The sequence below is a fragment of the Flavobacterium sp. CSZ genome, assembly GCF_015350725.1.
Classification (GTDB): Bacteria; Bacteroidota; Bacteroidia; order Flavobacteriales; family Flavobacteriaceae; genus Flavobacterium.
Map to the genome: position 1 here is coordinate 25,410 of NZ_JADKPQ010000005.1, position 20,850 is coordinate 46,259.

The 20,850-nt window shown below is 32.1% G+C and carries 22 protein-coding genes; 9 read left to right on the forward strand and 13 right to left on the reverse strand.

Annotated elements, in window-relative coordinates; translation table 11 throughout:
* Nucleotides 1-6 precede the first annotated feature (6 nt).
* Nucleotides 7-1,539, reverse strand: coding sequence for an MFS transporter (locus IRZ78_RS07200; protein ID WP_194615885.1), 1,533 nt, complete (start codon nucleotides 1,537-1,539; stop codon nucleotides 7-9).
* A gap of 84 nt (nucleotides 1,540-1,623) precedes the next feature.
* Here IRZ78_RS07200 and IRZ78_RS07205 point away from each other — a divergent pair, with 84 nt between their 5' ends.
* On the forward strand, nucleotides 1,624-2,463 hold the full coding sequence (locus tag IRZ78_RS07205; protein WP_194615886.1) for an AraC family transcriptional regulator: 840 nt from the start codon (nucleotides 1,624-1,626) through the stop codon (nucleotides 2,461-2,463).
* A gap of 203 nt (nucleotides 2,464-2,666) precedes the next feature.
* Here the strand turns inward: IRZ78_RS07205 and rpe are convergent, their stop codons facing one another.
* The 8 genes from rpe to IRZ78_RS07245 all read right to left on the reverse strand — a co-directional run bounded on the left by rpe (nucleotide 2,667) and on the right by IRZ78_RS07245 (nucleotide 10,294).
* The gene (gene rpe / locus IRZ78_RS07210; RefSeq protein ID WP_194615887.1) at nucleotides 2,667-3,329 is read right to left on the reverse strand and encodes a ribulose-phosphate 3-epimerase; all 663 of its coding nucleotides are present in this window, start codon (nucleotides 3,327-3,329) and stop codon (nucleotides 2,667-2,669) included.
* Nucleotides 3,330-4,037: 708 nt separating this feature from the next.
* Nucleotides 4,038-4,901: a sigma-70 family RNA polymerase sigma factor gene (locus tag IRZ78_RS07215; protein WP_007804760.1), complete on the reverse strand. Its 864-nt coding sequence runs from the start codon at nucleotides 4,899-4,901 to the stop codon at nucleotides 4,038-4,040.
* Nucleotides 4,902-5,058: 157 nt separating this feature from the next.
* Nucleotides 5,059-5,280 (reverse strand): hypothetical protein, encoded by a 222-nt coding sequence (locus IRZ78_RS07220; RefSeq protein ID WP_228520399.1) that lies wholly within the window; start codon nucleotides 5,278-5,280, stop codon nucleotides 5,059-5,061.
* A 231-nt stretch (nucleotides 5,281-5,511) separates the two neighbouring features.
* Nucleotides 5,512-6,258 (reverse strand): response regulator transcription factor, encoded by a 747-nt coding sequence (locus tag IRZ78_RS07225; protein ID WP_194615889.1) that lies wholly within the window; start codon nucleotides 6,256-6,258, stop codon nucleotides 5,512-5,514.
* Nucleotides 6,259-6,525: 267 nt separating this feature from the next.
* On the reverse strand, nucleotides 6,526-6,669 hold the full coding sequence (locus IRZ78_RS07230) for a hypothetical protein (protein ID WP_194615890.1): 144 nt from the start codon (nucleotides 6,667-6,669) through the stop codon (nucleotides 6,526-6,528).
* A 155-nt stretch (nucleotides 6,670-6,824) separates the two neighbouring features.
* Nucleotides 6,825-8,477: an ATP-binding protein gene (locus IRZ78_RS07235; protein ID WP_228520400.1), complete on the reverse strand. Its 1,653-nt coding sequence runs from the start codon at nucleotides 8,475-8,477 to the stop codon at nucleotides 6,825-6,827.
* Nucleotides 8,478-8,697: 220 nt separating this feature from the next.
* A complete protein-coding gene (locus IRZ78_RS07240; protein WP_194615892.1) occupies nucleotides 8,698-9,120 on the reverse strand; it encodes a hypothetical protein in 423 nt (140 codons plus the stop codon).
* Between the two features lie 211 nt (nucleotides 9,121-9,331).
* Nucleotides 9,332-10,294 carry a hypothetical protein gene (locus tag IRZ78_RS07245; RefSeq protein ID WP_194615893.1) on the reverse strand — a complete coding sequence of 321 codons (963 nt, stop codon included), beginning with the start codon at nucleotides 10,292-10,294 and terminating at the stop codon, nucleotides 9,332-9,334.
* Nucleotides 10,295-10,396: 102 nt separating this feature from the next.
* Here IRZ78_RS07245 and IRZ78_RS07250 point away from each other — a divergent pair, with 102 nt between their 5' ends.
* Nucleotides 10,397-11,143 carry a hypothetical protein gene (locus tag IRZ78_RS07250; protein ID WP_194615894.1) on the forward strand — a complete coding sequence of 249 codons (747 nt, stop codon included), beginning with the start codon at nucleotides 10,397-10,399 and terminating at the stop codon, nucleotides 11,141-11,143.
* A 4-nt stretch (nucleotides 11,144-11,147) separates the two neighbouring features.
* Complete coding sequence (locus IRZ78_RS07255; protein ID WP_194615895.1) at nucleotides 11,148-11,750, forward strand: CDP-alcohol phosphatidyltransferase family protein; 603 nt, start codon at nucleotides 11,148-11,150, stop codon at nucleotides 11,748-11,750.
* A gap of 96 nt (nucleotides 11,751-11,846) precedes the next feature.
* Here IRZ78_RS07255 and IRZ78_RS07260 read toward each other — a convergent pair whose 3' ends face one another.
* The 4 genes from IRZ78_RS07260 to IRZ78_RS07275 all read right to left on the reverse strand — a co-directional run bounded on the left by IRZ78_RS07260 (nucleotide 11,847) and on the right by IRZ78_RS07275 (nucleotide 15,951).
* Complete coding sequence (locus IRZ78_RS07260; RefSeq protein ID WP_194615896.1) at nucleotides 11,847-13,982, reverse strand: polyribonucleotide nucleotidyltransferase; 2,136 nt, start codon at nucleotides 13,980-13,982, stop codon at nucleotides 11,847-11,849.
* A 176-nt stretch (nucleotides 13,983-14,158) separates the two neighbouring features.
* On the reverse strand, nucleotides 14,159-14,425 hold the full coding sequence (gene rpsO, locus IRZ78_RS07265) for a 30S ribosomal protein S15 (protein ID WP_041516556.1): 267 nt from the start codon (nucleotides 14,423-14,425) through the stop codon (nucleotides 14,159-14,161).
* 87 nt (nucleotides 14,426-14,512) lie between these two features.
* Nucleotides 14,513-15,457 (reverse strand): energy transducer TonB, encoded by a 945-nt coding sequence (locus IRZ78_RS07270; RefSeq protein WP_194615897.1) that lies wholly within the window; start codon nucleotides 15,455-15,457, stop codon nucleotides 14,513-14,515.
* Between the two features lie 38 nt (nucleotides 15,458-15,495).
* Nucleotides 15,496-15,951, reverse strand: coding sequence for a GAF domain-containing protein (locus IRZ78_RS07275; protein WP_194615898.1), 456 nt, complete (start codon nucleotides 15,949-15,951; stop codon nucleotides 15,496-15,498).
* Nucleotides 15,952-16,021: 70 nt separating this feature from the next.
* Between IRZ78_RS07275 and xrtF the strand changes: the two genes are divergently transcribed.
* From xrtF to IRZ78_RS07305, 6 genes are all read left to right on the forward strand, one after another.
* Nucleotides 16,022-16,558 (forward strand): exosortase family protein XrtF, encoded by a 537-nt coding sequence (xrtF, locus tag IRZ78_RS07280; protein ID WP_194615899.1) that lies wholly within the window; start codon nucleotides 16,022-16,024, stop codon nucleotides 16,556-16,558.
* The gene (locus IRZ78_RS07285) at nucleotides 16,548-16,994 is read left to right on the forward strand and encodes an exosortase F system-associated protein (RefSeq protein WP_194615900.1); all 447 of its coding nucleotides are present in this window, start codon (nucleotides 16,548-16,550) and stop codon (nucleotides 16,992-16,994) included. Before xrtF ends, IRZ78_RS07285 begins: the two co-directional genes overlap by 11 nt.
* A gap of 46 nt (nucleotides 16,995-17,040) precedes the next feature.
* Nucleotides 17,041-17,439 carry a hypothetical protein gene (locus IRZ78_RS07290; protein WP_194615901.1) on the forward strand — a complete coding sequence of 133 codons (399 nt, stop codon included), beginning with the start codon at nucleotides 17,041-17,043 and terminating at the stop codon, nucleotides 17,437-17,439.
* A gap of 105 nt (nucleotides 17,440-17,544) precedes the next feature.
* Nucleotides 17,545-19,551: a TonB-dependent receptor plug domain-containing protein gene (locus tag IRZ78_RS07295; protein WP_194615902.1), complete on the forward strand. Its 2,007-nt coding sequence runs from the start codon at nucleotides 17,545-17,547 to the stop codon at nucleotides 19,549-19,551.
* A 47-nt stretch (nucleotides 19,552-19,598) separates the two neighbouring features.
* Complete coding sequence (locus tag IRZ78_RS07300) at nucleotides 19,599-19,940, forward strand: heavy-metal-associated domain-containing protein (RefSeq protein WP_194615903.1); 342 nt, start codon at nucleotides 19,599-19,601, stop codon at nucleotides 19,938-19,940.
* A 130-nt stretch (nucleotides 19,941-20,070) separates the two neighbouring features.
* Nucleotides 20,071-20,751 carry a VTT domain-containing protein gene (locus IRZ78_RS07305; RefSeq protein ID WP_194615904.1) on the forward strand — a complete coding sequence of 227 codons (681 nt, stop codon included), beginning with the start codon at nucleotides 20,071-20,073 and terminating at the stop codon, nucleotides 20,749-20,751.
* Nucleotides 20,752-20,850 lie beyond the last annotated feature (99 nt).

The window sequence follows — 20,850 nt, forward strand, 5'->3', positions numbered from 1 at the left end:
CTTCAATTATGATTTATTTTGATTTTTTGGATTAAACAATATAAAACTCATTATAGCCAAAATCCAAACGCCAATTCCTCCGTAAAGTAGTATCATTTCGAAACCATGAGCCAATGCGGCATGCAATATGGATTGAGATGAATCTAATGTTGCTAATTGAGGGAAATCCTGATTAAGAGAAGAAGAATTTCCAGCCGCAACTTTTTCTGAAATAGATTGTAATGTTTTTGTATCTATAGATTCTGCAAAGGCATTATTTAAATAGAAGAAAATTCCTTTTACCAGAATAAATCCCATTAAAGCAATATTGATAGACAAAGTAATTAATCGGGCACTCATGTCTATTCCGGAAGCCATCCCCGAACGATTAGAAGGAACAGAGCCGGTAGTTGTGTTCGTAACCGGTGTATTGGTTAAACCCAGGCCAATTCCTGCCAGTAAAGAACCCGGAAGCATGGTAAGCCAGCTGGCATGTTCTGCAATACTGCCATATCTCATTACGATAAAACCTAATCCTATTACAAACAAACCTAGCGGAATGACAATCCCTGCGCGATATCGAACCGAAAGATATTCGGCAAAAGGTGGAATGATTAAAGTAGGAAGGGTATAAGCCAATAAAGAAAGACCAACTGTTACAACATCATATCCTAAACAACTTTGAAAATAAATAGGAAGATAAATTATAAAAGGCCAAAAACTGAAATTCATACCAATAGATCCCAAAATGGCACCTGAAAAATTACGGATTTTGAATACAGTAAAATCAAACATGGGATAAGGATTTGTTTTTTCGACCCATAAAAACAACACAAAACTTATTATGGTAATCGCTAAGATACCCAAAGCTAAAGTGCTCGTAAAACCTAGATCAGGCCCTTGTGTAATATAGTACGTTAATCCAAACACAGCGGCAGATAATGTGATCATTCCCCAGATGTCTATTTTTTTAGCATCGGGATCTTTAGACTCGTCTACATAACCATAAACCAAAATTACAGCAAGAACAGCAATTGGTACATGTACTAAAAATACCCATTGCCAGGATAATATTGCAATAATGGAACCGCCTATTATAGGGCCAAAACCCAATCCTACACCAAGAATAATTCCCCAGATACTAAAAGCCCTGCTGCGCTCTTTTCCTTGCTGAAACTGATGTGATAAAGTAGCCACCTGGCAAATTAGCATCGCACCTCCGCTTACTCCCTGAAAGAAACGGCTTATTACCAATAGCGTTACATTATCTGCTAAACCACAGACTAATGATGAAATACCAAATAAAATTAATGTAATAATCAGAATACGTTTTCGACCATATCGGTCGGCCAGGGTTCCGGCTGCCATCAAAACAGTGGTACAGCCTATGGTGTAAATATTCATGATCCATTGCATGTCTTTAAGATTAGCGTTCAATACCTTTTCGAGTGTTGGAAGGATGACCGGAACGCTTGAAATTTCAAGAGAGAACATTAAGGTTGCCAGACAAATAGCGATTAAAGCGATGTTGTTTTTGCTGGAGGAAATTTTTTGCTTCATTTTTATATTTTCTTTTTAGCAAAAATAAACTGAGTATTGTTCTTTTTTCGGTATAATTAAATGATAAAAAAGTACTTTTGTGTTATGAGAAAAGAAAATATGCATCAGTCGGTAGAGGTACTTTATAAAAAAGTAGATGAATGCCCAATTGTAAATTCGCAATTCAGTTTTTTTCAGATGGTTTATGTTATTTCAGGAAATGGATTTCTTAAGATCAATGGCAATTGTATTTCTTATCAAACAGGAAATTTAATGTTACTGACGCCAAATGACTACCATAATTTTGATATTGTAAATACGACAGAATTTTTGTTGGTTAAGATTAATAGTGAGTATGTAAAAGAATATAAATCAAAAAGTATCGATCATATAGGATGTTTGCTGCATTATGCAACACATTTATCGGGTTGTATTTTAAAACGAAAAGCAGATGAATTCCTGGTAAAGTCAATTTCAGATTCCTTGATTCATGCTATAGATAATAAGGATATTTATGATGAAGATTTAATCACACATTATGTAAATGCCCTTATTGTAATTGCTGCCAGAAACATTGCAAAAATAAAACCAACAGGGGTAAAAGAAAGTGCCGATAAAAGAATTCTGGAAATCATCAATTATATTCAGGCCCATATTTTTTGTCCTCAAAAATTAAAAGCTTCGGCAGTAGCAAAGGAATTTGATATATCAGATACGTATCTGAGCAGTTATTTTAAGAATCATTCCGGAGAAACAATTCAGTCTTTTATTTCAAATTATAAAATAAGATTAATAGAACATCGACTGCGTTTTAGTGATATGAGAATTAATGAAATTGTAGAAGAATTTGGTTTTTCGGACGAAAGTCATCTCAATAAATTCTTTAAGAAACATCGAAATGTTAGTCTAACGGGATATAGAAAAGCCAATGTTTTTCAGAATTGATTAAAGGTTTTAGTCACAGATTAAAGGATTATAAAGATTTTTTTTACGCAGATCCTGCAGATTAAGCGTTTTTTTTCAGGGAGAAGAATTGCCAACGGTTTTAACCGTTGGTACACAATATAGATAACCCGATTATGGCAATCGAATCACATAAAAAAGCCGAAGATTTTTCTCCGGCTTGGTATTTTATTATTTTTTGAAACTTAGAAAGTCGTCAAAGCTTTTAATTCTGCAATTGTCTGAGTTGGGTTTTCTGCTTTAAAAACAAAGCTTCCGGCAACCAAAACATCAGCTCCGGCTTCTACTAATTGTTTTGCATTTTTACTGGTTACACCACCGTCAATTTCAATAATTGTCGAAGCATTTTTACGAATAATTAAATCTTTTAGTTTTTTTACTTTAGCATAAGTATTTTCAATAAATGATTGTCCTCCAAAACCAGGATTCACACTCATGATACAAACCAAGTCAATATCATTTATAACATCTTCTAATAAGTCGATATTAGTATGAGGATTGATGGCAACTCCGGCTTTCATTCCTTCGGCTTTTATAGCTTGTAATGTTCTGTGTAAATGTGTACAAGCTTCATAATGAACGCTCAGGATATTTGCACCAAGATCTGCAAAAGTCTTGATGTATCTGTCCGGATCAACAATCATTAAATGTACATCGATTGTTTTTTTGGCATGTCTTGAAATTGCTTCTAAAACTGGCATTCCAAAAGAAATATTCGGAACAAAAACGCCATCCATAATATCAATATGAAACCAATCAGCCTCGCTGTTATTGATCATTTCGATATCACGTTGTAAATTGGCAAAATCAGCTGCAAGAACAGAAGGAGCAATAAGTGTATTCTTCATTTTGTGTAGTTGTGTGTAGTGTTATTTTTTGCAAAAGTAAGACTTTAGTTTTGTTTACAATGAAATTAGATTTCATTTTTTTTGAACCATTAAGTTATTAAGCCAATTAAGCAAGCTGAGCTTAATTGGCTTATTGTTAATTTATTGATGATTTGACTTTATGAAACTTAATGTCTTAATGGTTAGAAAAAAGCCAATAAAAAACTCCGGTAATTAGTTTTGTTTACAATGAAATTGGATTTCATTTTTTTTGAACCATTAAGTTATTAAGGGAATTAAGCTCAGCTTGCTTAATTGGCTTATTATTAATTTATTGATGATTTGACTTTATGAAACTTAATGTCTTAATGGTTTAGAAAAAAAAGCAAATAAAAAACTCTGGTAATTAGTTTTGTTTACAATGAAATTAGATTTCATTTTTTTTAACCATTAAGTTATTAAGGGAATTAAGCTCAGCTTGCTTAATTGGCTTATTATTAATTTATTGATGATTTGACTTTATGAAACTTAATGTCTTAATGGTTTAGAAAAAAAGCAAATAAAAAACTCCGGTAATCAGCCGGAGTTTCAATCATCAATCAAAAAACGAACAGTCAATCAAACTGTTGTTTGCTTTAAAGTCCAATATAAGCACTTTCGTAATAAATTCCAAATCCCAATACAATAATTGGAATTTGGAATTTAAAAATATTGGATTTATTTTTTTAATTATCCTAAGTAAGTTTTAAGAATTTTACTTCTTGAAGTATGTTTTAATCTGCGGATTGCTTTTTCTTTAATCTGACGAACACGCTCACGAGTTAAGTCGAAAGTTTCTCCAATTTCTTCTAAAGTCATTGGGTGTTGATCGCCAAGACCAAAATACAAACGAACAACATCTGCCTCTCTTGGAGTTAATGTTTCTAATGAACGTTCGATTTCAGTACGTAATGATTCGTGAATCAATTCTCTGTCCGGGTTTGGAGATTCTCCAGAACGTAAAACGTCATAAAGGTTAGAATCTTCACCTTCAACAAGAGGTGCATCCATAGATAAGTGACGACCAGAGTTTTTCATAGACTCTTTTACATCATTTACAGTCATGTCAAGTTCTTTTGCAATTTCTTCAGCAGAAGGCGGACGCTCGTTAGATTGCTCTAATAAAGCGTACATTTTGTTGATTTTATTGATAGAACCAATTTTGTTTAATGGTAAACGAACAATACGGGATTGTTCTGCCAAAGCCTGAAGGATCGATTGACGAATCCACCATACAGCGTAAGAGATGAATTTGAAACCACGAGTTTCATCAAAACGTTGAGCCGCTTTAATTAAACCTAAGTTTCCTTCATTAATTAAATCAGGAAGAGTTAATCCTTGATTTTGATATTGTTTAGCAACCGATACAACGAAACGTAGGTTGGCTTTTGTTAATTTTTCTAAAGCTCTTTGATCACCAGCCTTTATTCTTTGTGCTAATTCTACCTCTTCATCAGCGGTAATTAGGTCAACTTTTCCAATTTCTTGTAGGTATTTGTCTAACGATGCAGTTTCACGATTGGTTACCTGCTTGGTGATTTTAAGTTGTCTCATGTTTTTTGTCTCCTCAATTTTTAAGTGTACAAGTAGTTATACGTAAAGAGAGACGAAAAGGTTACAAAAAAATAAATTTTTATTTAAAATAAAAAAACACCCAGACTTAAAAGCTTAAGCGTGAGGTGTTTTTTGTTGAAAAAGGGACAAACTTTTTTTACTCAGATAAGTCGTCATAGACATCTAACATATCGTCGAATATTCTTTTTAATGATTTTATATATAATGGAAACGCAAAAATGAGCAGAATGTATTCTTTTCGAAGTACAGTAACATCATCAAGGATTTCGTATAAACTCGGAATTATTAATGTTAAAGAAACAGCAATACCAACCCAAGGATTATTTTTTATTTTTTTTAGAACAGATAAAACTTTCATGTCTGGTTGTTTGGTTAGTGCGATTCTCATTTATGGTTATAGTATTTGGGATTTCTTGGGGTAAAAGTAATTTCGAATTATTTGTTGGGAGTTAAAAATGTCATGAAAGCTATTTTTTGTGTCATGAAATTTTAGAAACCACATGTAGATTGGGATATTTCTTTCAAAGCATAAAAAAAATCCCCTTTATTCAAGAGGATTTTAGTATTGTTATTTTTAGGTTGATTTTTATTAAGACAAAATATTCATCTTTTTTATGAAGTCTTTATAAGTATCGCTCAGGTTTATTTTATGATCACCTTTTAGAATAATGAGATTATCTGCCAGAATAATTTCTTCGATTTTATCGGTATTAACAATCGTATTTCGATGTGTTTTTACGAATTTATTTTTATCAAGCAAATTACTGATTTTAGTGAGGGAGATCTGAATGACAAATTTTTCTTTTTCGGTAATAATATTGCAATAGCGTTCTTCGACTTCAATATATAGAATCTCGTTTATGGCTACTTTTTTTAGTGAGTTTTTTTTCTTTATAAACAAATAATCATTGCTAACAACGGTATCTTGTTCTTCGCTCATAAAAACATTGGTTTGAGCGTAGAATTTCTCCACAGCCATTTCTATGGCATAAAGAATTTCCAGTTCATTAAAAGGTTTCATCAAAAAACTAAAAGGCTTGGTAAGTTTGGCTCTTTCAAAAATTTGACGATCCTGCGAACTAGTCAAAAACACAAAGGGTTTAGAGGCGTTTGGAATTATATTAATAGATTCAGCAAAGGTGATTCCGTCTGGTTTTCCGTCCAGAAAAACATCTATAATAATAATATCTACCGTATTCTCGTAAAAAAGTTTTAATGCATCTGTAAAGTTGGCAGCAACGCCTGTAATGTTATAATTGTTTTCCACTAGAACTTTAACAAGTGCATCGCTTTGCTCAGGAGTGTCTTCTATAATTAAAACATTAATATTATCCATTGGTTCTTGTTTTTGGGAAGCAAGTATTTTTTGTGGTACCTTTTAATGTAGTAAAGTAAAGAATTATTATAGAAAAATAATTGTTTAAAAAAGGATTTTTTAGAGATTTATTCAAACAAAGTTGATACTATGGCTTATTCGTTAAAGATTTAGATGAATATATTTGTTTTAGGATATATAAAATTAAAATCCCAATCTTTCTTTATATATTGAGATCGGGATTTTAAAAATTAATAAAAGTTCAATTTATTTTGATTTAGATTGTTATTAAACTCCTACACTTGTTTTTGTGCCTCTAGATGTTGTCGGGTCCTCTCCTCCTGTGATAATTTGTAGTTGTTTTCTAGAAAGAGCCGTGAAGTTTTTAAGGCTTGATTCTTTCTCTGTGTTTTTGGTTGCTTTGTTTTTCATAGTTTTTATTTTTTGGGTTAATAAAATAAAAGTAATCAAAAAAATAAGGCGAGTGTAAAAAAATATAGGATAATTCGGAATCAGATGATTTTTTTGATCTGGTTAATAGACTTTTGAAGAAAACGATAGGATTGCTTTATTCTAAAAATAGGGTATTAAACAATAGTTTTTGGGAAAGTCAAAATCATTTTTGTTCCCTTGTTTTGTTCACTTTCTATAACTAAAGTTCCGCTATTTTTCCTGATCATTTGTTTGCACAGTTGCAATCCTAAACCAGTTCCTATAATTTCAGAGTTGCTTTTTTTAGCTAAAAGTTCTCCTTCTTGTAGTAACTCTTTAATAGTGTTTTCACTCATTCCAATTCCGTTATCTTTGATTATAAGATCGCAAAAATCAGGATTGCTTTCCTGGGTATAAAAACTTATTTTACCGTTTTCATTAGAAAATTTAATAGCATTATCTAATAAATTTCGAAGTACAATTTTTAAGGAATCAAGATCCACAAAAATAAAAATATTTTTCGATACCGAATTTTCAAAAGTAATCGCTTTATCCAAAAGCAAAGGTTTGTAGTTGTATTCGATTTGCTGTACAATAGAATACAAATGAATAGATTCCTTATGAAAGTACAACTGTTTGGTTTGCAGCATCGCCCAATGCAGCAAATTATCTAGTAAGCTATAAGCGCCATTGGCAATAGTACTATTTTGGATGATAAGCTGATGAAGTTCATCATAATTCTTAGTTTCGAGTGTGGCAGATAATTTAGCATTACTCGTTTTTAACGCATTTACAGATGATCTCAAATCATGACTTACAATAGAAAATAACTGATCTTTAGTAGCATTGAGTTCGTCGAGTTTGTTTTTTTGAAGTAAAATAGTTTTGGCATTTTTTACTTTTTGACCGTACATATAAACTCCTCCAGTTAAAATTAAGAGTAAGCCTATTGCTGCAAAAAACAAACTATTTCGTTGATTGTCTTTTAACTTGTTTTCAACTTCTAATACTTTAATCTGTTTTTGTTTTTGAGCAACAGCAAACTTTTTCTCGAAATCAGCGACTGCCCATATTTTGTTTTGGTTGTTTAGGGAGTCTTTCCAATCCTCTGATTCTTTTCTATATGTTAGCGCTTTTTTGTAGTTCTTTCTATTTTCTTCCACAACAGCCAAATTATATGCTGTATTTTCTTTTAATTTGAAATCTTTAATGTTTTTAGATAAGCTATATGCTTTTTCAAAATAATATATGGCTTTTTGATCTTTATATTGTTCATAATAAAAATTTGCAATATTGATATTGGATCGAACCACGCCTTGAGTTACTCTTTTTGGGTTTAAAATGGCATCTTTTTTAAAATAAGATTCTGCTCGTGTATACTGATTTAAGTGCAAATAGCAGATTCCTATATTTTCATACAAAGTGGCTATTTCATTTTCATCTTTATGGTTCAAAATTTCATTTTCAGCCATCAAGTAATGAGCAATTGCATTTTCAAATTTTTTCTCATAATAAAATAATAATCCAATACTATTATCAACCAGATAATAGTATTGGAAAGATTTTTTTATTAAGCCAAATTCAATGCTTGCTTGTTTATAAAGTTCTTTTTCTCTTAGTGAATAACCTCTGAAATAATGGCAATATTCTTTCACTTCTGCATCTGCATTAGAATTCAATTGTTTCATAGAATACACTAAAGTAGAATCCCATTCTTTTTTAATAAAAAAAGATTGAGCTTTGTTGAAGTTAATCTCGTCTTTTAATGTTCTTGCTTTTTTTTGAATGGCAATCTCAAAATAATTCAAGCTTTTTTCTTGTTGTGAGAAAATTATTAGAGGCAGAAAAAGAAGTAATAAAGTAAAATGTATTTTTTGAATCATATTGACGTTTACAAAATTACTAACGTATTATTGTCCTGTTTTTTTGTGAATTATAAATTAAATCATCGTCAAATATTATCACAAAATGATAGACATACATAAAATAGGTTATATAAATACAATTAACCAAGCATTTACTTTTGGATTAGGCTCCTGCACTAGTTTTTGTACCTCTAGATAGTTTTGGATCATCTCCTAAGCCGCCGCCTACAGTAGGAACGGTATATTGTAAGTAGGAGATAACTTCTGTGATATCTCCAACAGTCTCAGAGGTGTAATCTGTTTCTACATAATAAACGTCATAAGTATCCGGAGAGACTTTGTCCCATATATAGTCAAAGTAGATTGTGAAAGTACCATCTTTTTCTATTGCTGTATCCACTGTCGGTTTTTCTGATTCTACAGCATTAATGTATAAAGTAGCACAGATCTTTAAGGTTTTTACTCCTTTATTATCATAAAAGTTTGCCGAAGCTAGAGGAGGAATGGGGAAAGTTAGATTTTGGGGATCTTTAAATTTAAAATCTTCACAGTTGATTTTTTTGTTTTGAACAACTTTTAATGTCATAATAGGGTTTTTAGGGTTAATACGTTTATTTTTGGTGGGTTAAAGTTATTTTTTTTCTTCGAATAAAGGATAAAATTGCGATGTTTTTTTTAGTTTAATTCGCGTTAAAAAGGAAATAAAGATTTATGCTGAATTTTGTGAAAACGAAAGACCCTAATTCAACTAAATGAATTGGGGTTTTCTATGAATAAATTTTTAGCGAAATGTGTTTTCAGAAAAACAGATCAACTTGAGAGTTTATTTTTTCGATATAATAATCAATCTTTCTAATGGCTCTGTTAAAGAATAAATTTTGCTCTTTAATACCTGATTGACCTAATGGCTTTGAATTGCTAATTTGCTGCTTAAAAAACTGATGTACGTTTTTGCAGCTATCATCATTGTCAGTAATAAAATAACCAAGTAAGGTATAAGGAACAAACATGGTTAATTTTTGGTCAGTTTCAATGAGCATATTGTTGTTGAGTAAAATCAACTCGTTATAATAAATAGCAAAATTGGTATTGGGCTTGTTGCATTTTTCCTGTATTAAATTGATGATCCTTTTTAGGTCTTTGCAAAGTGCATTAGCGCTTTTTAAATCGAGTAAACCAGCTTCATGAAAATACAGAATCTGCTGTAGGCTACTGTTTATAGTGGTATCGTTCCAGATTTCGTTTACAAAAGTGTTTTCGTATGCTTTTTTTAGCTTTTGCATGAACTCGGTAAACGATTCTTCGATAACAAAATTCTCAAAAGAGACTTTTTTCTGATTTGTATTTAAAAGATTCAGCCAGACAAAAGCTTTGAATTTAGATAGAATAGTTCCGTCCATAAAATAAAATAGCGGAATATCTTTTGCAGAATAATACAATATGGTTTCTGGATTCTTTGTTAGTATTTCAACTTGTTCTGCCGAAGATTTGAAATACTGAAGCATATCTTTTAAAGTCTCGATTTCGATGGTTTTCTCGATAATGACTTTTTCTTTATTAGAAAATAAATTGTCTAAAGAGATATTAAAATGATGGGCAAGCTTGATTGCTTCATCTATAGAGAATTTGCTCTTTTGGGATATTCTGCGGTGCGAAGCATCATAACTAATTTCTAAAATAGCCGCTATCTCATCAATTAAAGAAACTGACGGAGAAACTTTGACTCTAATTGCTTTTAATAAAGATTCTTGATATTTCATAATTTGCGATAATCACAAATATAACAAATAGTTTTATTGATTTATGCAAATCCGTATGTGATAATTGCAATACGTTTGTCTTGTAATTTTAAAACTATAATTATGAAAACATCATTTTTAGTACTCTTATTGTTTGTCTTTGGAGTAATACGTGCCCAGGATACAATTAAAAGCCCGGTTATTAATTCTGTTAAGCTGCATTCGCAAATTTTTAGTCTTTCTCCAATTTCTAAAAAAATAGACAAAGTAAACGGACTAGTTCTTGGAGTTGGTCATGTTGAAAATAGACATATAAGTTATCAGTTAATTAACGGTGTAAATATAGAAGCAAATCCGGCACCGGCTGTTGGAGCTTTAATGGGATTTATGTCTTTGATGTATCTGCCGGAGATTATTAAGAATAATAAAAGAAGCAACTACGTTAGAAATAGTGAAGAGGATTATAAAATTAAAAATATGAGTTACAAGCCCGAATTGAAATTGAATGGTTTGAATGTTAGCTCAGGATGTTTTTTTACCACGACTAGTATGAACGGACTAAATATTTCGGCCGGAAATAAGTTTAAGGATTTTAATGGTCTTTCGGTTACTGTTTTAGGAACGATTTCTGATCATCAAAACGGACTTTCGGTTGGTGTCTATAATGCTAATAATAATTTGAGTGGTTCAACAATTGGAGTCTATAATCAATCTTATCAATTAAGTGGATTGCATGTTGGTATTTTTAATCAAACGAGAATTAATAGAGGTTTACAGGTTGGTATTTTTAATAAGTCGAATTCTAAAGGTTTTCAGTTAGGAATTTGGAACGTTAATAATAAAAGGTCAATGCCTTTTTTAAACTGGTAAAATCATGAAAAGAGTTCCTGTATTGCTTATTGGCATTCGATTACTGTTGGGTTTCGTAATGATTTTTATTGCGAGTAGTAATTTTGCCTACGTTAGGATGATTTTAGTGGAATTAATGATATTTGGGTTATTGACTGATATTTTTGATGGCATTATTGCCAGAAGGGTGGGTGTGTCGTCTGAAAAATTAAGAAGAATGGATAGTCAGGTCGATTTGGTTTTCTGGCTTTGTGTAGGCTGGTGTACGTGGTTATTAAATCCTGAAATAATTATTGAGCACCAATTTGCTATTATTTCAATTTTTGTAATGGAAGGGTTAACGTACGTTTTTAGCATTTTAAAATTTGGAAAAGAAACATGTACTCATGCACTCTTGTCTAAATTATGGGGAGTGACATTGCTTATTGCATTTGTTTCTATGATAGGTTTTGGTCATGCTGGTATTCCTTTTTTTCTTGCAGTATTTTTTGGAGTAATAGGGCATATTGATGTGTATCTCATTATTTACTTTTTACCAAAATGGACACATGACGTACCTAGTTCTTATCATGCTTATTTAATTCGGGATGGAAAATCAATTAAGAGACACAAATGGTTTAATGGATAAATTACCTGAGATTTGAAAGAGATCTAAAAACGAAAAACCCCAATTCAATTGAATTGGGGTTTTCTATGAATAAACCTTTAGTAAACTAAGATCTGATTACTCTTTTTTCTCCTCACGTGGAGGTCTTGGTAAAAGTGCTTTTCTTGACACTTTTTCTTTTCTTGTTTTAGGATCTAATCCTAAATATTTAACCTGGAATACATCTCCCATGTTTACTACATCAGTAACGTTTTCAGTGCGTTCCCAAGCTAGCTCAGATACGTGAAGCAATACTTCGTTTCCTGGTGCAGCAGTATATTCTACTACAGCTCCAAAATCAAGCATTTTGATTACTTTAACTTCGTAAGCTTCTCCCATTTGAGGTTTGAAAGTAATAGATTGGATTTTTGCCAATACTGCTTCAATTCCTGCAGGATCTGTACCTAAGATCTCAATAACACCTTGCTCATCAACTTCGTTGATTACAATAGTTGTTCCTGTAGCTTTTTGTAATTCCTGAATTACTTTTCCGCCAGGTCCAATTAATGCTCCAATAAAGTTTCCAGGAATAGTTCTGGTGATGATTTTTGGAGAATGTGCTTTAACATCAGCTCTAGGAGCAGCAATAGTTTCAGTTAATTTTCCTAAAATGTGTAAACGTCCTTCACGTGCCTGCCCTAAAGCCTGCTCCATAATGTCGTAACGTAAACCATCAATTTTAATATCCATTTGACAAGCTGTAATACCGTCAGCAGTTCCAGTTACTTTAAAGTCCATATCTCCTAAATGATCTTCATCACCTAAAATGTCTGACAATACAGCAAACTTCTCACCGTCAGTAATTAATCCCATAGCAATACCAGAAACTGGTTTTACCATTTGAACTCCAGCATCCATCAAAGCCATTGTTCCAGCGCAAACCGTTGCCATAGAAGAAGAACCATTAGATTCTAAAACTTCAGAAACAATACGGATAGTATAAGGACAATCAGCAGGAATCATGTTTTTCAAAGCTCTTTGAGCTAAGTTACCGTGACCAACTTCTCTTCTTGAAGTTCCTCTTAGAGGTTTTGCTTCACCAGTTGAGAAAGGAGGGAAGTTATAGTGTAAGTAGAATTTCTCTTCACCTTGTTCTGATGGAGAATCAATTTGATTCGCTTCTCTTGAAGTTCCCAGAGTTACTGTAGCTAATGCCTGAGTTTCTCCACGAGTAAATAAAGATGAACCGTGAACTCTTGGTAAATAATCAGTTTCACACCAGATTGGTCTGATGTCTGTAGTTTTTCTACCGTCTAAACGAATACCTAATTCTAATACTACATTACGAACGGCTTCTTTGTTTGTTTTGTAGAAATATTTAGAAACTAAATCTCCGTCAGCAGCTAATTCTTCTTCAGTAAATAAAGCTTTTACTTCATCTTTTACTTCAGCAAATGCAGCAGTTCTTTCGTGTTTAGCCGAACCAACTTTTGCAATAGCGTAAATTTTATCGTAAGCTGCAGCTTTTACTTTTTTGTAAATTTCTTCGTTTTCTTTCTCACCTTCGTAAGTACGAGTTTCTTTTTTACCAAAAGCAGCTTGTAAACGTAATTGAGCCTGAATCTGAACTTTTATAGCTTCGTGAGCAAATTTGATAGCTTCTACCATTTCTGCTTCTGAGATTTCTTTCATTTCTCCTTCAACCATAGCAACTGAGTCCATAGAAGCACCAATCATCATGTCGATGTCAGATTTTGCTAAGTCTTCTCTGCTTGGGTTAATTACAAACTTACCGTCGATACGTGCAACACGTACTTCAGAGATTAAGTTGTAAAAAGGAATATCTGAAACAGCTAATGCAGCAGATGCAGCTAATCCAGCTAAAGCATCAGGCATAACTTCTTCGTCATGAGACATTAATTGAATCATAACTTGTGTTTCAGCATGGTAATCGTCTGGGAAAAGCGGACGTAAAACACGGTCTACTAATCTCATTGTTAATACTTCGCTATCACTTGGGCGAGCTTCTCTCTTGAAGAAACCACCTGGAAAACGACCAGCTGCTGCAAATTTTTCGCGGTAATCTACCGTTAATGGTAAAAAGTCTACCGCTGGGTTAGCGCTACGTGCAGATACTGCTGTTGCAAGTATCATCGTGTCGCCCATTCTTACTACTACCGAACCGTCAGCTTGTTTTGCTAAACGACCCGTCTCGATTGTGATGCTTCTGCCATCACCTAAATCGATCTTTTCTACAAATAATTGTGGAATCATAATTTTTCCTTATTGGTTATACAATGGGTTTTAGTTGTGTTGTAGTTGTTGTGTGTAGTTGTTGTTTATTCTAAAACCCAATGAAAAACCAAACTTTTTTTCTTATAAAATGCTTGTAATTAAATACAATCTGTAAAAACAAAAAGAGGCACTCTCGCACCTCTTTTCTATATTGATTATTTTCTGATATTCAATACTTTGATAATCTCACGATATCTGTTGATCTCTTTCTTTTTCAAGTAATCAAGCAACGATCTTCTTTTACCTACTAGTAATACTAATGAACGCTCAGTGTTGTAATCATGACGATTTTTTTTCAAGTGCTCAGTTAAGTGACTAATTCTGTAAGTAAACAATGCGATTTGAGCTTCTGCTTTTCCAGTGTTTGTTGCTTCACCGTGTTGTGCAAAAATCTCTTCTTTTTTCTCTTTAGTTAAATACATTCCAATATTATTTAATGATTTTTATGTATGTCGTACATCTTTTGTAAGACGGTGCAAAATTAGAACTTTTTTTTGGAAAAACGAATTTTATTGATTGTTTTTTACAATTCTAATAGGTATTGAATAGCTCCCCTGTGCAGGTATGCCTCTTATTAGTCTCGGATTCCATTTTCCAGCATTTATTATTGTAGCTATTGCTCTTTCGTTTAAAACGGTACTAAGTCCTTTTAAAACTCTTAGTTCAATAAGGTTTCCTTCTTTATTGATAATAAAATAAATATACATACTGCCGCATATTTTGTTTTCAGGAAGATCCATATTTTGGGAGATGCTTCTATAAAAAGATTGCATGCCGGATTTTGGTTCGGCTTCCTGAAATATAATTTTATAATGATGACCAATGTTTAAAGAGTCAATACTTACGCCGGATATTAGTTTTCCGTTTTCATAATTCTCTGTAAATGTACATTGAGTCTCTATGCCTTTTCCTTTCCAGATTCCATAAGGAAGGCCATTTTTTATTTTCCCGCTTTGTTCAAATTCTTCGTTTAGCTCTTTAAGTTCGCCATTACCATTTATTACCGTTTGCTCTTTTTCTGGATTCCAAAAGCTATTTACTTTAAAAAGTACTTCACCTTTTTTTTCAAAATATTCAAGTTCAGATTTTGGATTTCCATCTTCATACCAGTTAAACTCTTTTCCTGTTTTTTTTGTTTTTGAATAACTGACTGCTAATTCTTTATTACCATTTTCGTAATAATACACAAAAGGACCTTCTTCTTTAAGAATGTCCTTGTCAGATGATGTGCCAATCATCTGTAATTTCTTTGATTTGTAGTAATCCTTAACGGTATAAGTTTTTTTATTACCGGAATAATATTCTTTTATTACTCTTATATATTTATAGTTTTCATCTGTTGTTTCTATAGAGTTAGAATCCAGATAAATAACTTTGTCTAAAGTAGCGTCAGTTTGAGAATGTAATTTTGCTGAAATGATACAGAAAAAGAAAACGCGTAAAATTAGTTTCATAAAATGGTTAAAAGTAAAGTTACGCGAATGTATTATTTTTAGTACAATTTGGCAACTTCTTGATTTACGAATTCTAGAAAACGTTCGTCAGCTTCGGTAAAAGGATCTATAACGTGACTGTCGATGTCGATTTGACCAATATTCTGACCGTTTACAAACAAAGGAACTACGATTTCAGATTTTACTGTAAAACTACAAGCTATATAATTGTCTTGTGCGGCAACATCCGGCACGACAAAATTGGCGTTGCTTTCCGCTACTTGTCCGCATATTCCTTTTCCAAACGGGATCACGGTATGATCAGTTTCTGCTCCTACATACGGGCCTAAATGTAAAGTTTTGGCTTCGTGATTGGCGAAATAAAAACCAACCCAGTTATAGTATTCTATATTTGCATTTAATAGTTGGCAGATAGCCAGTAATTTTTCGTCCCTAACTAATTTTGTATCAGCTATAATAGCGCTTATTTTTGGTTCTAATTCCTGAAATGTCATAATCTTAAAATTTTATACAAAAGTATTTAAAGCTAATCTCAAAAATACATAAATTTGAAAAAAAATTCTGTTGAAAAAATACCTCATTCAATTTAAGCCTTTCCTTATATTTATAAGCACTTTTTTTGCTGCTTATATTGTACTTACATTAGTCTATAAATTGTATCTCGATACTTTTGATGTAAATGATGTTGACGGAATAACCAATATAGTGGGTAAAAATGTCGCGCAATTAATGAATGTGTTTCATTGCGATATTAAAATTTATAAAAGTATTACCGATTCCTGGTTAGAGGTTTGGTACAATAAACATTATAGTGTGCGAATTGTTGAGGGATGTAATGCTGTGAGTGTTATAATCCTGTTTATTTCTTTTGTGCTTGCTTTTTCAGGAAAACTAAAAACAACGCTGTCTTATATTTTGTTCGGTATATTGTTCATTTATATTCTAAATGTTGTTCGAATCGCTCTTTTGATTGTGTTGTTGTTTTACTTTCCTCAGTACAATCATTTTTTACACGGTACTTTTTTTCCGCTTATTATTTATGGATCAGTTTTTATCTTATGGATCATATGGGTAAATAAATTCTCTAAATATGCTAAGTAAACTGCTTCAACATAAAGGGAAGATTATAACGGCAATCTTTATTATAGTATGTTTTGGTGTTATAAGAGCTTTTGAGAGTAAATTGTTTTATGATCCTTTTTTGACTTATTTCGAATCTGATTTTAAAGATGCGCCTTTTCCCTCAATAGATTCTCTTAGACTTTTTGGCGGATTATTATTTCGTTATCTGCTTAATACTCTTTTGTCCTTACTTCTTATTTATACCTTATTTAAGGAGATTGAAATACTGAAGTTTAGCGCCATTTTGTATGCATTTTTTTTGATATTGCTTTTAGGGATGTTTTTTGTAATAATTAACTATTTTCGAGATTGGAACTGGCTTCTTTTTTATGTCAGAAGATTTATTATTCAGCCCATTTTTGTATTGTTATTTATACCCGCATTTTATTATCAGCAGCAAAATCTTAAAAAATAACATTTCATTAGATCTTTTTTTAACTCTTTTTTGGTAGTTTTGCATCATGAATTTAAAAAAGTGCACAGGATTATTTTTAGCGTTCCTATTGTTGGTTTCCAACATTGGGTTTGCTTTTGATGTGCATTATTGTGGTGGCGAAATTGCTTCTGTTTCATTAAACACTTCTGTTACTGCATCTACTGAAAAGAAATGTTGTGGCGCATCTGAAAAAAAATCTTCTTGTTGTAAAGACAAGGTGGTTCATTTTGAAAAAAAATCTGATAATGCAACTATTAAGTTTTTCTTTTTTCAATTTGCTTTTCCAGCCGTAGTTCAGGAATTTAAACCCGGTGCTTTTCTGTCAATTCCAAATTTCAAAAGCAATCAAATCATTTCGTATTATTCTGATGCGAATGCACCCCCTTTATTTAAGCTGTATAGCCAATATATTTTTTATTCCTGATTTTAATGTTTAGAATCAAGCCTTTTATGGTTTGTACTATGCTGTTTTTTATTTAGAAAAGTTTCTACAAAACAGCCTTTTTCTAATTACATTAAAATCTTTTTTATGAAAAAAAATATCATGCTTTTGGGTATGATTTTACTTTCTGCTACTGCTTTTTCGCAAGAAGATCTGGACGAAGTAAAAATCACCAAAAAGCAAAAAGGAATTAAAAAATCTTATACCCTTACTGCTAATACAAGTGTTATTACAAGCAAAGAATTGCTAAAAGCTGCCTGCTGTAATCTGGCCGAAAGTTTTGAGACAAATCCATCTATCGATGTTAATTTCTCTGATGCCTTAACAGGAACGAAGCAAATAAAAATGCTGGGCTTAACGAGTCCGTATTTAATGATTACCGAGGAAAATATTCCTTCGGTACGTGGCGCTTCTCAGGCTTACGGATTGTCGTTTACACCCGGAACATGGATCGAGAGTGTACAAATTACCAAAGGTGCAGGAAGTGTTATCAATGGTTATGAAAGTATTTCGGGCCAAATAAATACAGAACTTCTAAAACCGTTAAATGACATTCCGTTCTTTTTGAATGTTTATGGTTCTACAGATGCGCGTTTTGAGGTGAATACTCATTTTAATAAAAAGTTATCTGATAAATGGGCGACAAGTTTATTTGTACACGGAAATGCGCGTGTGGCAAAAAATGACATGAACGATGATGGTTTTCTGGATAATCCTCTGGGGAAACAGATCAATGTTTTAAACCGTTATCAATATTATAATCCTGATAGTGGTTTGGTTAGTTTTATTAATTTCAGGTACATGAATGATAAAAAACAAACCGGAGAAGTTGATTTCGATAAAGACAGAGATCGTGGAACTACAAACTATTGGGGATCAGAAATCAATACTGAACGTTTTGATGTTTCTACCAAGATTGGATATGTTTTTAAAGATATGCCTTATCAGAGTATTGGTTTTCAGAATGCTTTTAACAGTCACAATCAAAACTCTTATTTTGGTTTGAATTTGTATGATATTAAGCAGAATAGTTTTTATTCGAATTTAATTTTCAATTCGATTATAAACAATACGATGCATAAGTTCTCGACCGGTTTAAATTTTACTTATGATCAGTATCAGGAATTTGTGAATGTAAATGACTACAGCAGAATTGATAATTCGGTAGGGGCGTTCTTTGAGTATACTTATGATAATGCAGATAATTTTAGCCTTATTTTAGGAGGAAGGGTAGACAATCATAATCGTTTAGGATTTTTTGTAACGCCTCGTTTGCATATGAGATATAATCCGTGGAAAGATGGTGTAATTCGTTTTTCTGCAGGAAGAGGAAAACGTTCAGCGAATATTTTTGCTGAGAATCAACAGCTTTTTGCTAGTTCAAGAACGTTTTCGATTTTAGATACAAACGGAAAAATTTATGGTTTAAATCCTGAAATTGCCTGGAATTACGGAGTGAGTTTTTCTCAGAAATTCAAACTTTTTAATAAAAATGCCGAAGCCGGATTTGATTTCTATCGTACCGATTTTCAAAACCAGGCAGTTGTAGACTTAATGCAAAGTCCGCAGGAAGTTTCTTTTTATAATTTAAAAGGAAGTTCTTTTGCAAATAGCTTTCAATTTGAGTTTAATTATGAGTTAATTCATAATTTGAATCTTAGAACGGCATATAAATATTATGATATTCAAACCGATTATTTAACAGGTACTTTTCAGCGTCCGTTGCAGGCAAAACACCGTTTTTTAGGAAATCTGGAATATGAAACAAACTTAAATGATGGTAAACAGTGGAAGTTTGATTATACTTTTAACTGGTCAGGAAAACAGCAATTGCCTTACACAGCATCGAATCCTGTAGAAGATCAGTTTCCTGATTTTTCACCTTCGTATGCTGTGATGAATGTTCAGGTAACAAGAGTTATTTCTCCGGTTTTAGAAGTATATGTTGGAGGAGAAAACATAGGGAACTATAAACAACAAAAAGCAATTTTAGGAGCCGAAAATCCATTTGGTCCTAACTTTGATGCTTCTATAGCGTATGCTCCAATTTTTGGACAAATGTATTACGCAGGATTACGATTTAAAATAAAATAAAAGTTCAGTTTCAAAATCAATTTTAATAACAATAAATAATAAACAATATGAAAAATATAATTTTAATTGCAATGATCACTTTTTTAGGATTTTCAGCTCAGGCTCAAACTAAAAAGAACAAGAATTTAAAATATACTACAGAGGTAAACGGTAATTGTGAGCAATGCAAAAAAAGAATCGAAAAAGCAGCTTTTGCTGTTCCCGGTGTTAAGTCAGCAACCTGGGATATTAGTTCACATCAGCTTGCCGTAATTTTAAATGAAGAAAAGTCATCTCCTGAAGATTTGAATAAAGCTATTGCTAAAGTAGGGCATGATACTAAGGATGTTAAAGCAACAGATACTGATTATGAAAATTTACATTCTTGCTGCAAGTATGTAAGAGAATAATTATCTAACGAGCCCAAGTGTAAACTTGGGCTTTTAAATAGTTAATTTATCTTTAAAATATAGCAATTTATTGGTGTTGAAGCAAATTATTGTTAATTTCACGAACTTATAAATATAACCAAACGCATTTATGAATAATTTTGATTGGAGTCAATTAATTAACCCTGAATTTTATATTACATTAAGCATCGGAGGTGTTCAAATTGGTTTATTTATTGTTTTGTTTATAGTTTTTGCTGAAACAGGACTTTTTGCAGGTTTCTTCCTTCCGGGGGATAGTTTACTTTTCTTGGCGGGCATCTATAGCCGCGACTTAATGCTAAATGTAGTTGATATTCCGGCTGACTTTATAAATGTATTTGTGCTTTCAACTCTTGTTGCTATAATGGGGGTTTTAGGAAATATGACAGGATATTGGTTTGGAGCCAAAAGTGGATACTATTTGTTTAAAAAAGAAGATTCATTCTGGTTTAAGAAAAAATACCTTTTACAATCTAAAGATTTCTTCGAAAAGTATGGAGGGAAAGCTATTATATACGCGCGTTTTCTTCCAATTTTCAGAACATTTGCACCAATCATTGCGGGTATTGTTTCTATGGATAAAAAGAAATTCATGTTTTATAATATCCTGAGCTCTTTCTTATGGTCGTTTATCCTGATTTTTGCAGGACATTATTTATACGGAGTGTTCTTAAAACAAGGAATTGATCTAAAACATCATATTGAATATATCATTATCATCATCGTTATAATTTCTACTTTCCCGGTTTTAGTAAAGCTTTTAAAGAAAAGACCAAGCGAAAAGATATAATTGAAAATTAAAAATATAAAAAAGTCCGAAGTTTAAACTTCGGACTTTTTTATGCCTGAATATTATTTTTAGATACTGATAATATGGAAACGTTGCAGG

What these genes read in the sequence shown, in the direction of transcription:
- IRZ78_RS07200 (WP_194615885.1), bottom strand. Translation starts at nt 1,539, where the DNA reads ATGAAGCAAAAAATTTCCTCCAGCAAAAACAACATCGCTTTAATCGCT.
- IRZ78_RS07205 (WP_194615886.1), top strand. Translation starts at nt 1,624, where the DNA reads ATGAGAAAAGAAAATATGCATCAGTCGGTAGAGGTACTTTATAAAAAA.
- rpe (WP_194615887.1), bottom strand. Translation starts at nt 3,329, where the DNA reads ATGAAGAATACACTTATTGCTCCTTCTGTTCTTGCAGCTGATTTTGCC.
- IRZ78_RS07215 (WP_007804760.1), bottom strand. Translation starts at nt 4,901, where the DNA reads ATGAGACAACTTAAAATCACCAAGCAGGTAACCAATCGTGAAACTGCA.
- IRZ78_RS07220 (WP_228520399.1), bottom strand. Translation starts at nt 5,280, where the DNA reads ATGAAAGTTTTATCTGTTCTAAAAAAAATAAAAAATAATCCTTGGGTT.
- IRZ78_RS07225 (WP_194615889.1), bottom strand. Translation starts at nt 6,258, where the DNA reads ATGGATAATATTAATGTTTTAATTATAGAAGACACTCCTGAGCAAAGC.
- IRZ78_RS07230 (WP_194615890.1), bottom strand. Translation starts at nt 6,669, where the DNA reads ATGAAAAACAAAGCAACCAAAAACACAGAGAAAGAATCAAGCCTTAAA.
- IRZ78_RS07240 (WP_194615892.1), bottom strand. Translation starts at nt 9,120, where the DNA reads ATGACATTAAAAGTTGTTCAAAACAAAAAAATCAACTGTGAAGATTTT.
- IRZ78_RS07245 (WP_194615893.1), bottom strand. Translation starts at nt 10,294, where the DNA reads ATGAAATATCAAGAATCTTTATTAAAAGCAATTAGAGTCAAAGTTTCT.
- IRZ78_RS07250 (WP_194615894.1), top strand. Translation starts at nt 10,397, where the DNA reads ATGAAAACATCATTTTTAGTACTCTTATTGTTTGTCTTTGGAGTAATA.
- IRZ78_RS07255 (WP_194615895.1), top strand. Translation starts at nt 11,148, where the DNA reads ATGAAAAGAGTTCCTGTATTGCTTATTGGCATTCGATTACTGTTGGGT.
- IRZ78_RS07260 (WP_194615896.1), bottom strand. Translation starts at nt 13,982, where the DNA reads ATGATTCCACAATTATTTGTAGAAAAGATCGATTTAGGTGATGGCAGA.
- rpsO (WP_041516556.1), bottom strand. Translation starts at nt 14,425, where the DNA reads ATGTATTTAACTAAAGAGAAAAAAGAAGAGATTTTTGCACAACACGGT.
- IRZ78_RS07270 (WP_194615897.1), bottom strand. Translation starts at nt 15,457, where the DNA reads ATGAAACTAATTTTACGCGTTTTCTTTTTCTGTATCATTTCAGCAAAA.
- IRZ78_RS07275 (WP_194615898.1), bottom strand. Translation starts at nt 15,951, where the DNA reads ATGACATTTCAGGAATTAGAACCAAAAATAAGCGCTATTATAGCTGAT.
- IRZ78_RS07285 (WP_194615900.1), top strand. Translation starts at nt 16,548, where the DNA reads ATGCTAAGTAAACTGCTTCAACATAAAGGGAAGATTATAACGGCAATC.
- IRZ78_RS07290 (WP_194615901.1), top strand. Translation starts at nt 17,041, where the DNA reads ATGAATTTAAAAAAGTGCACAGGATTATTTTTAGCGTTCCTATTGTTG.
- IRZ78_RS07295 (WP_194615902.1), top strand. Translation starts at nt 17,545, where the DNA reads ATGAAAAAAAATATCATGCTTTTGGGTATGATTTTACTTTCTGCTACT.
- IRZ78_RS07300 (WP_194615903.1), top strand. Translation starts at nt 19,599, where the DNA reads ATGAAAAATATAATTTTAATTGCAATGATCACTTTTTTAGGATTTTCA.
- IRZ78_RS07305 (WP_194615904.1), top strand. Translation starts at nt 20,071, where the DNA reads ATGAATAATTTTGATTGGAGTCAATTAATTAACCCTGAATTTTATATT.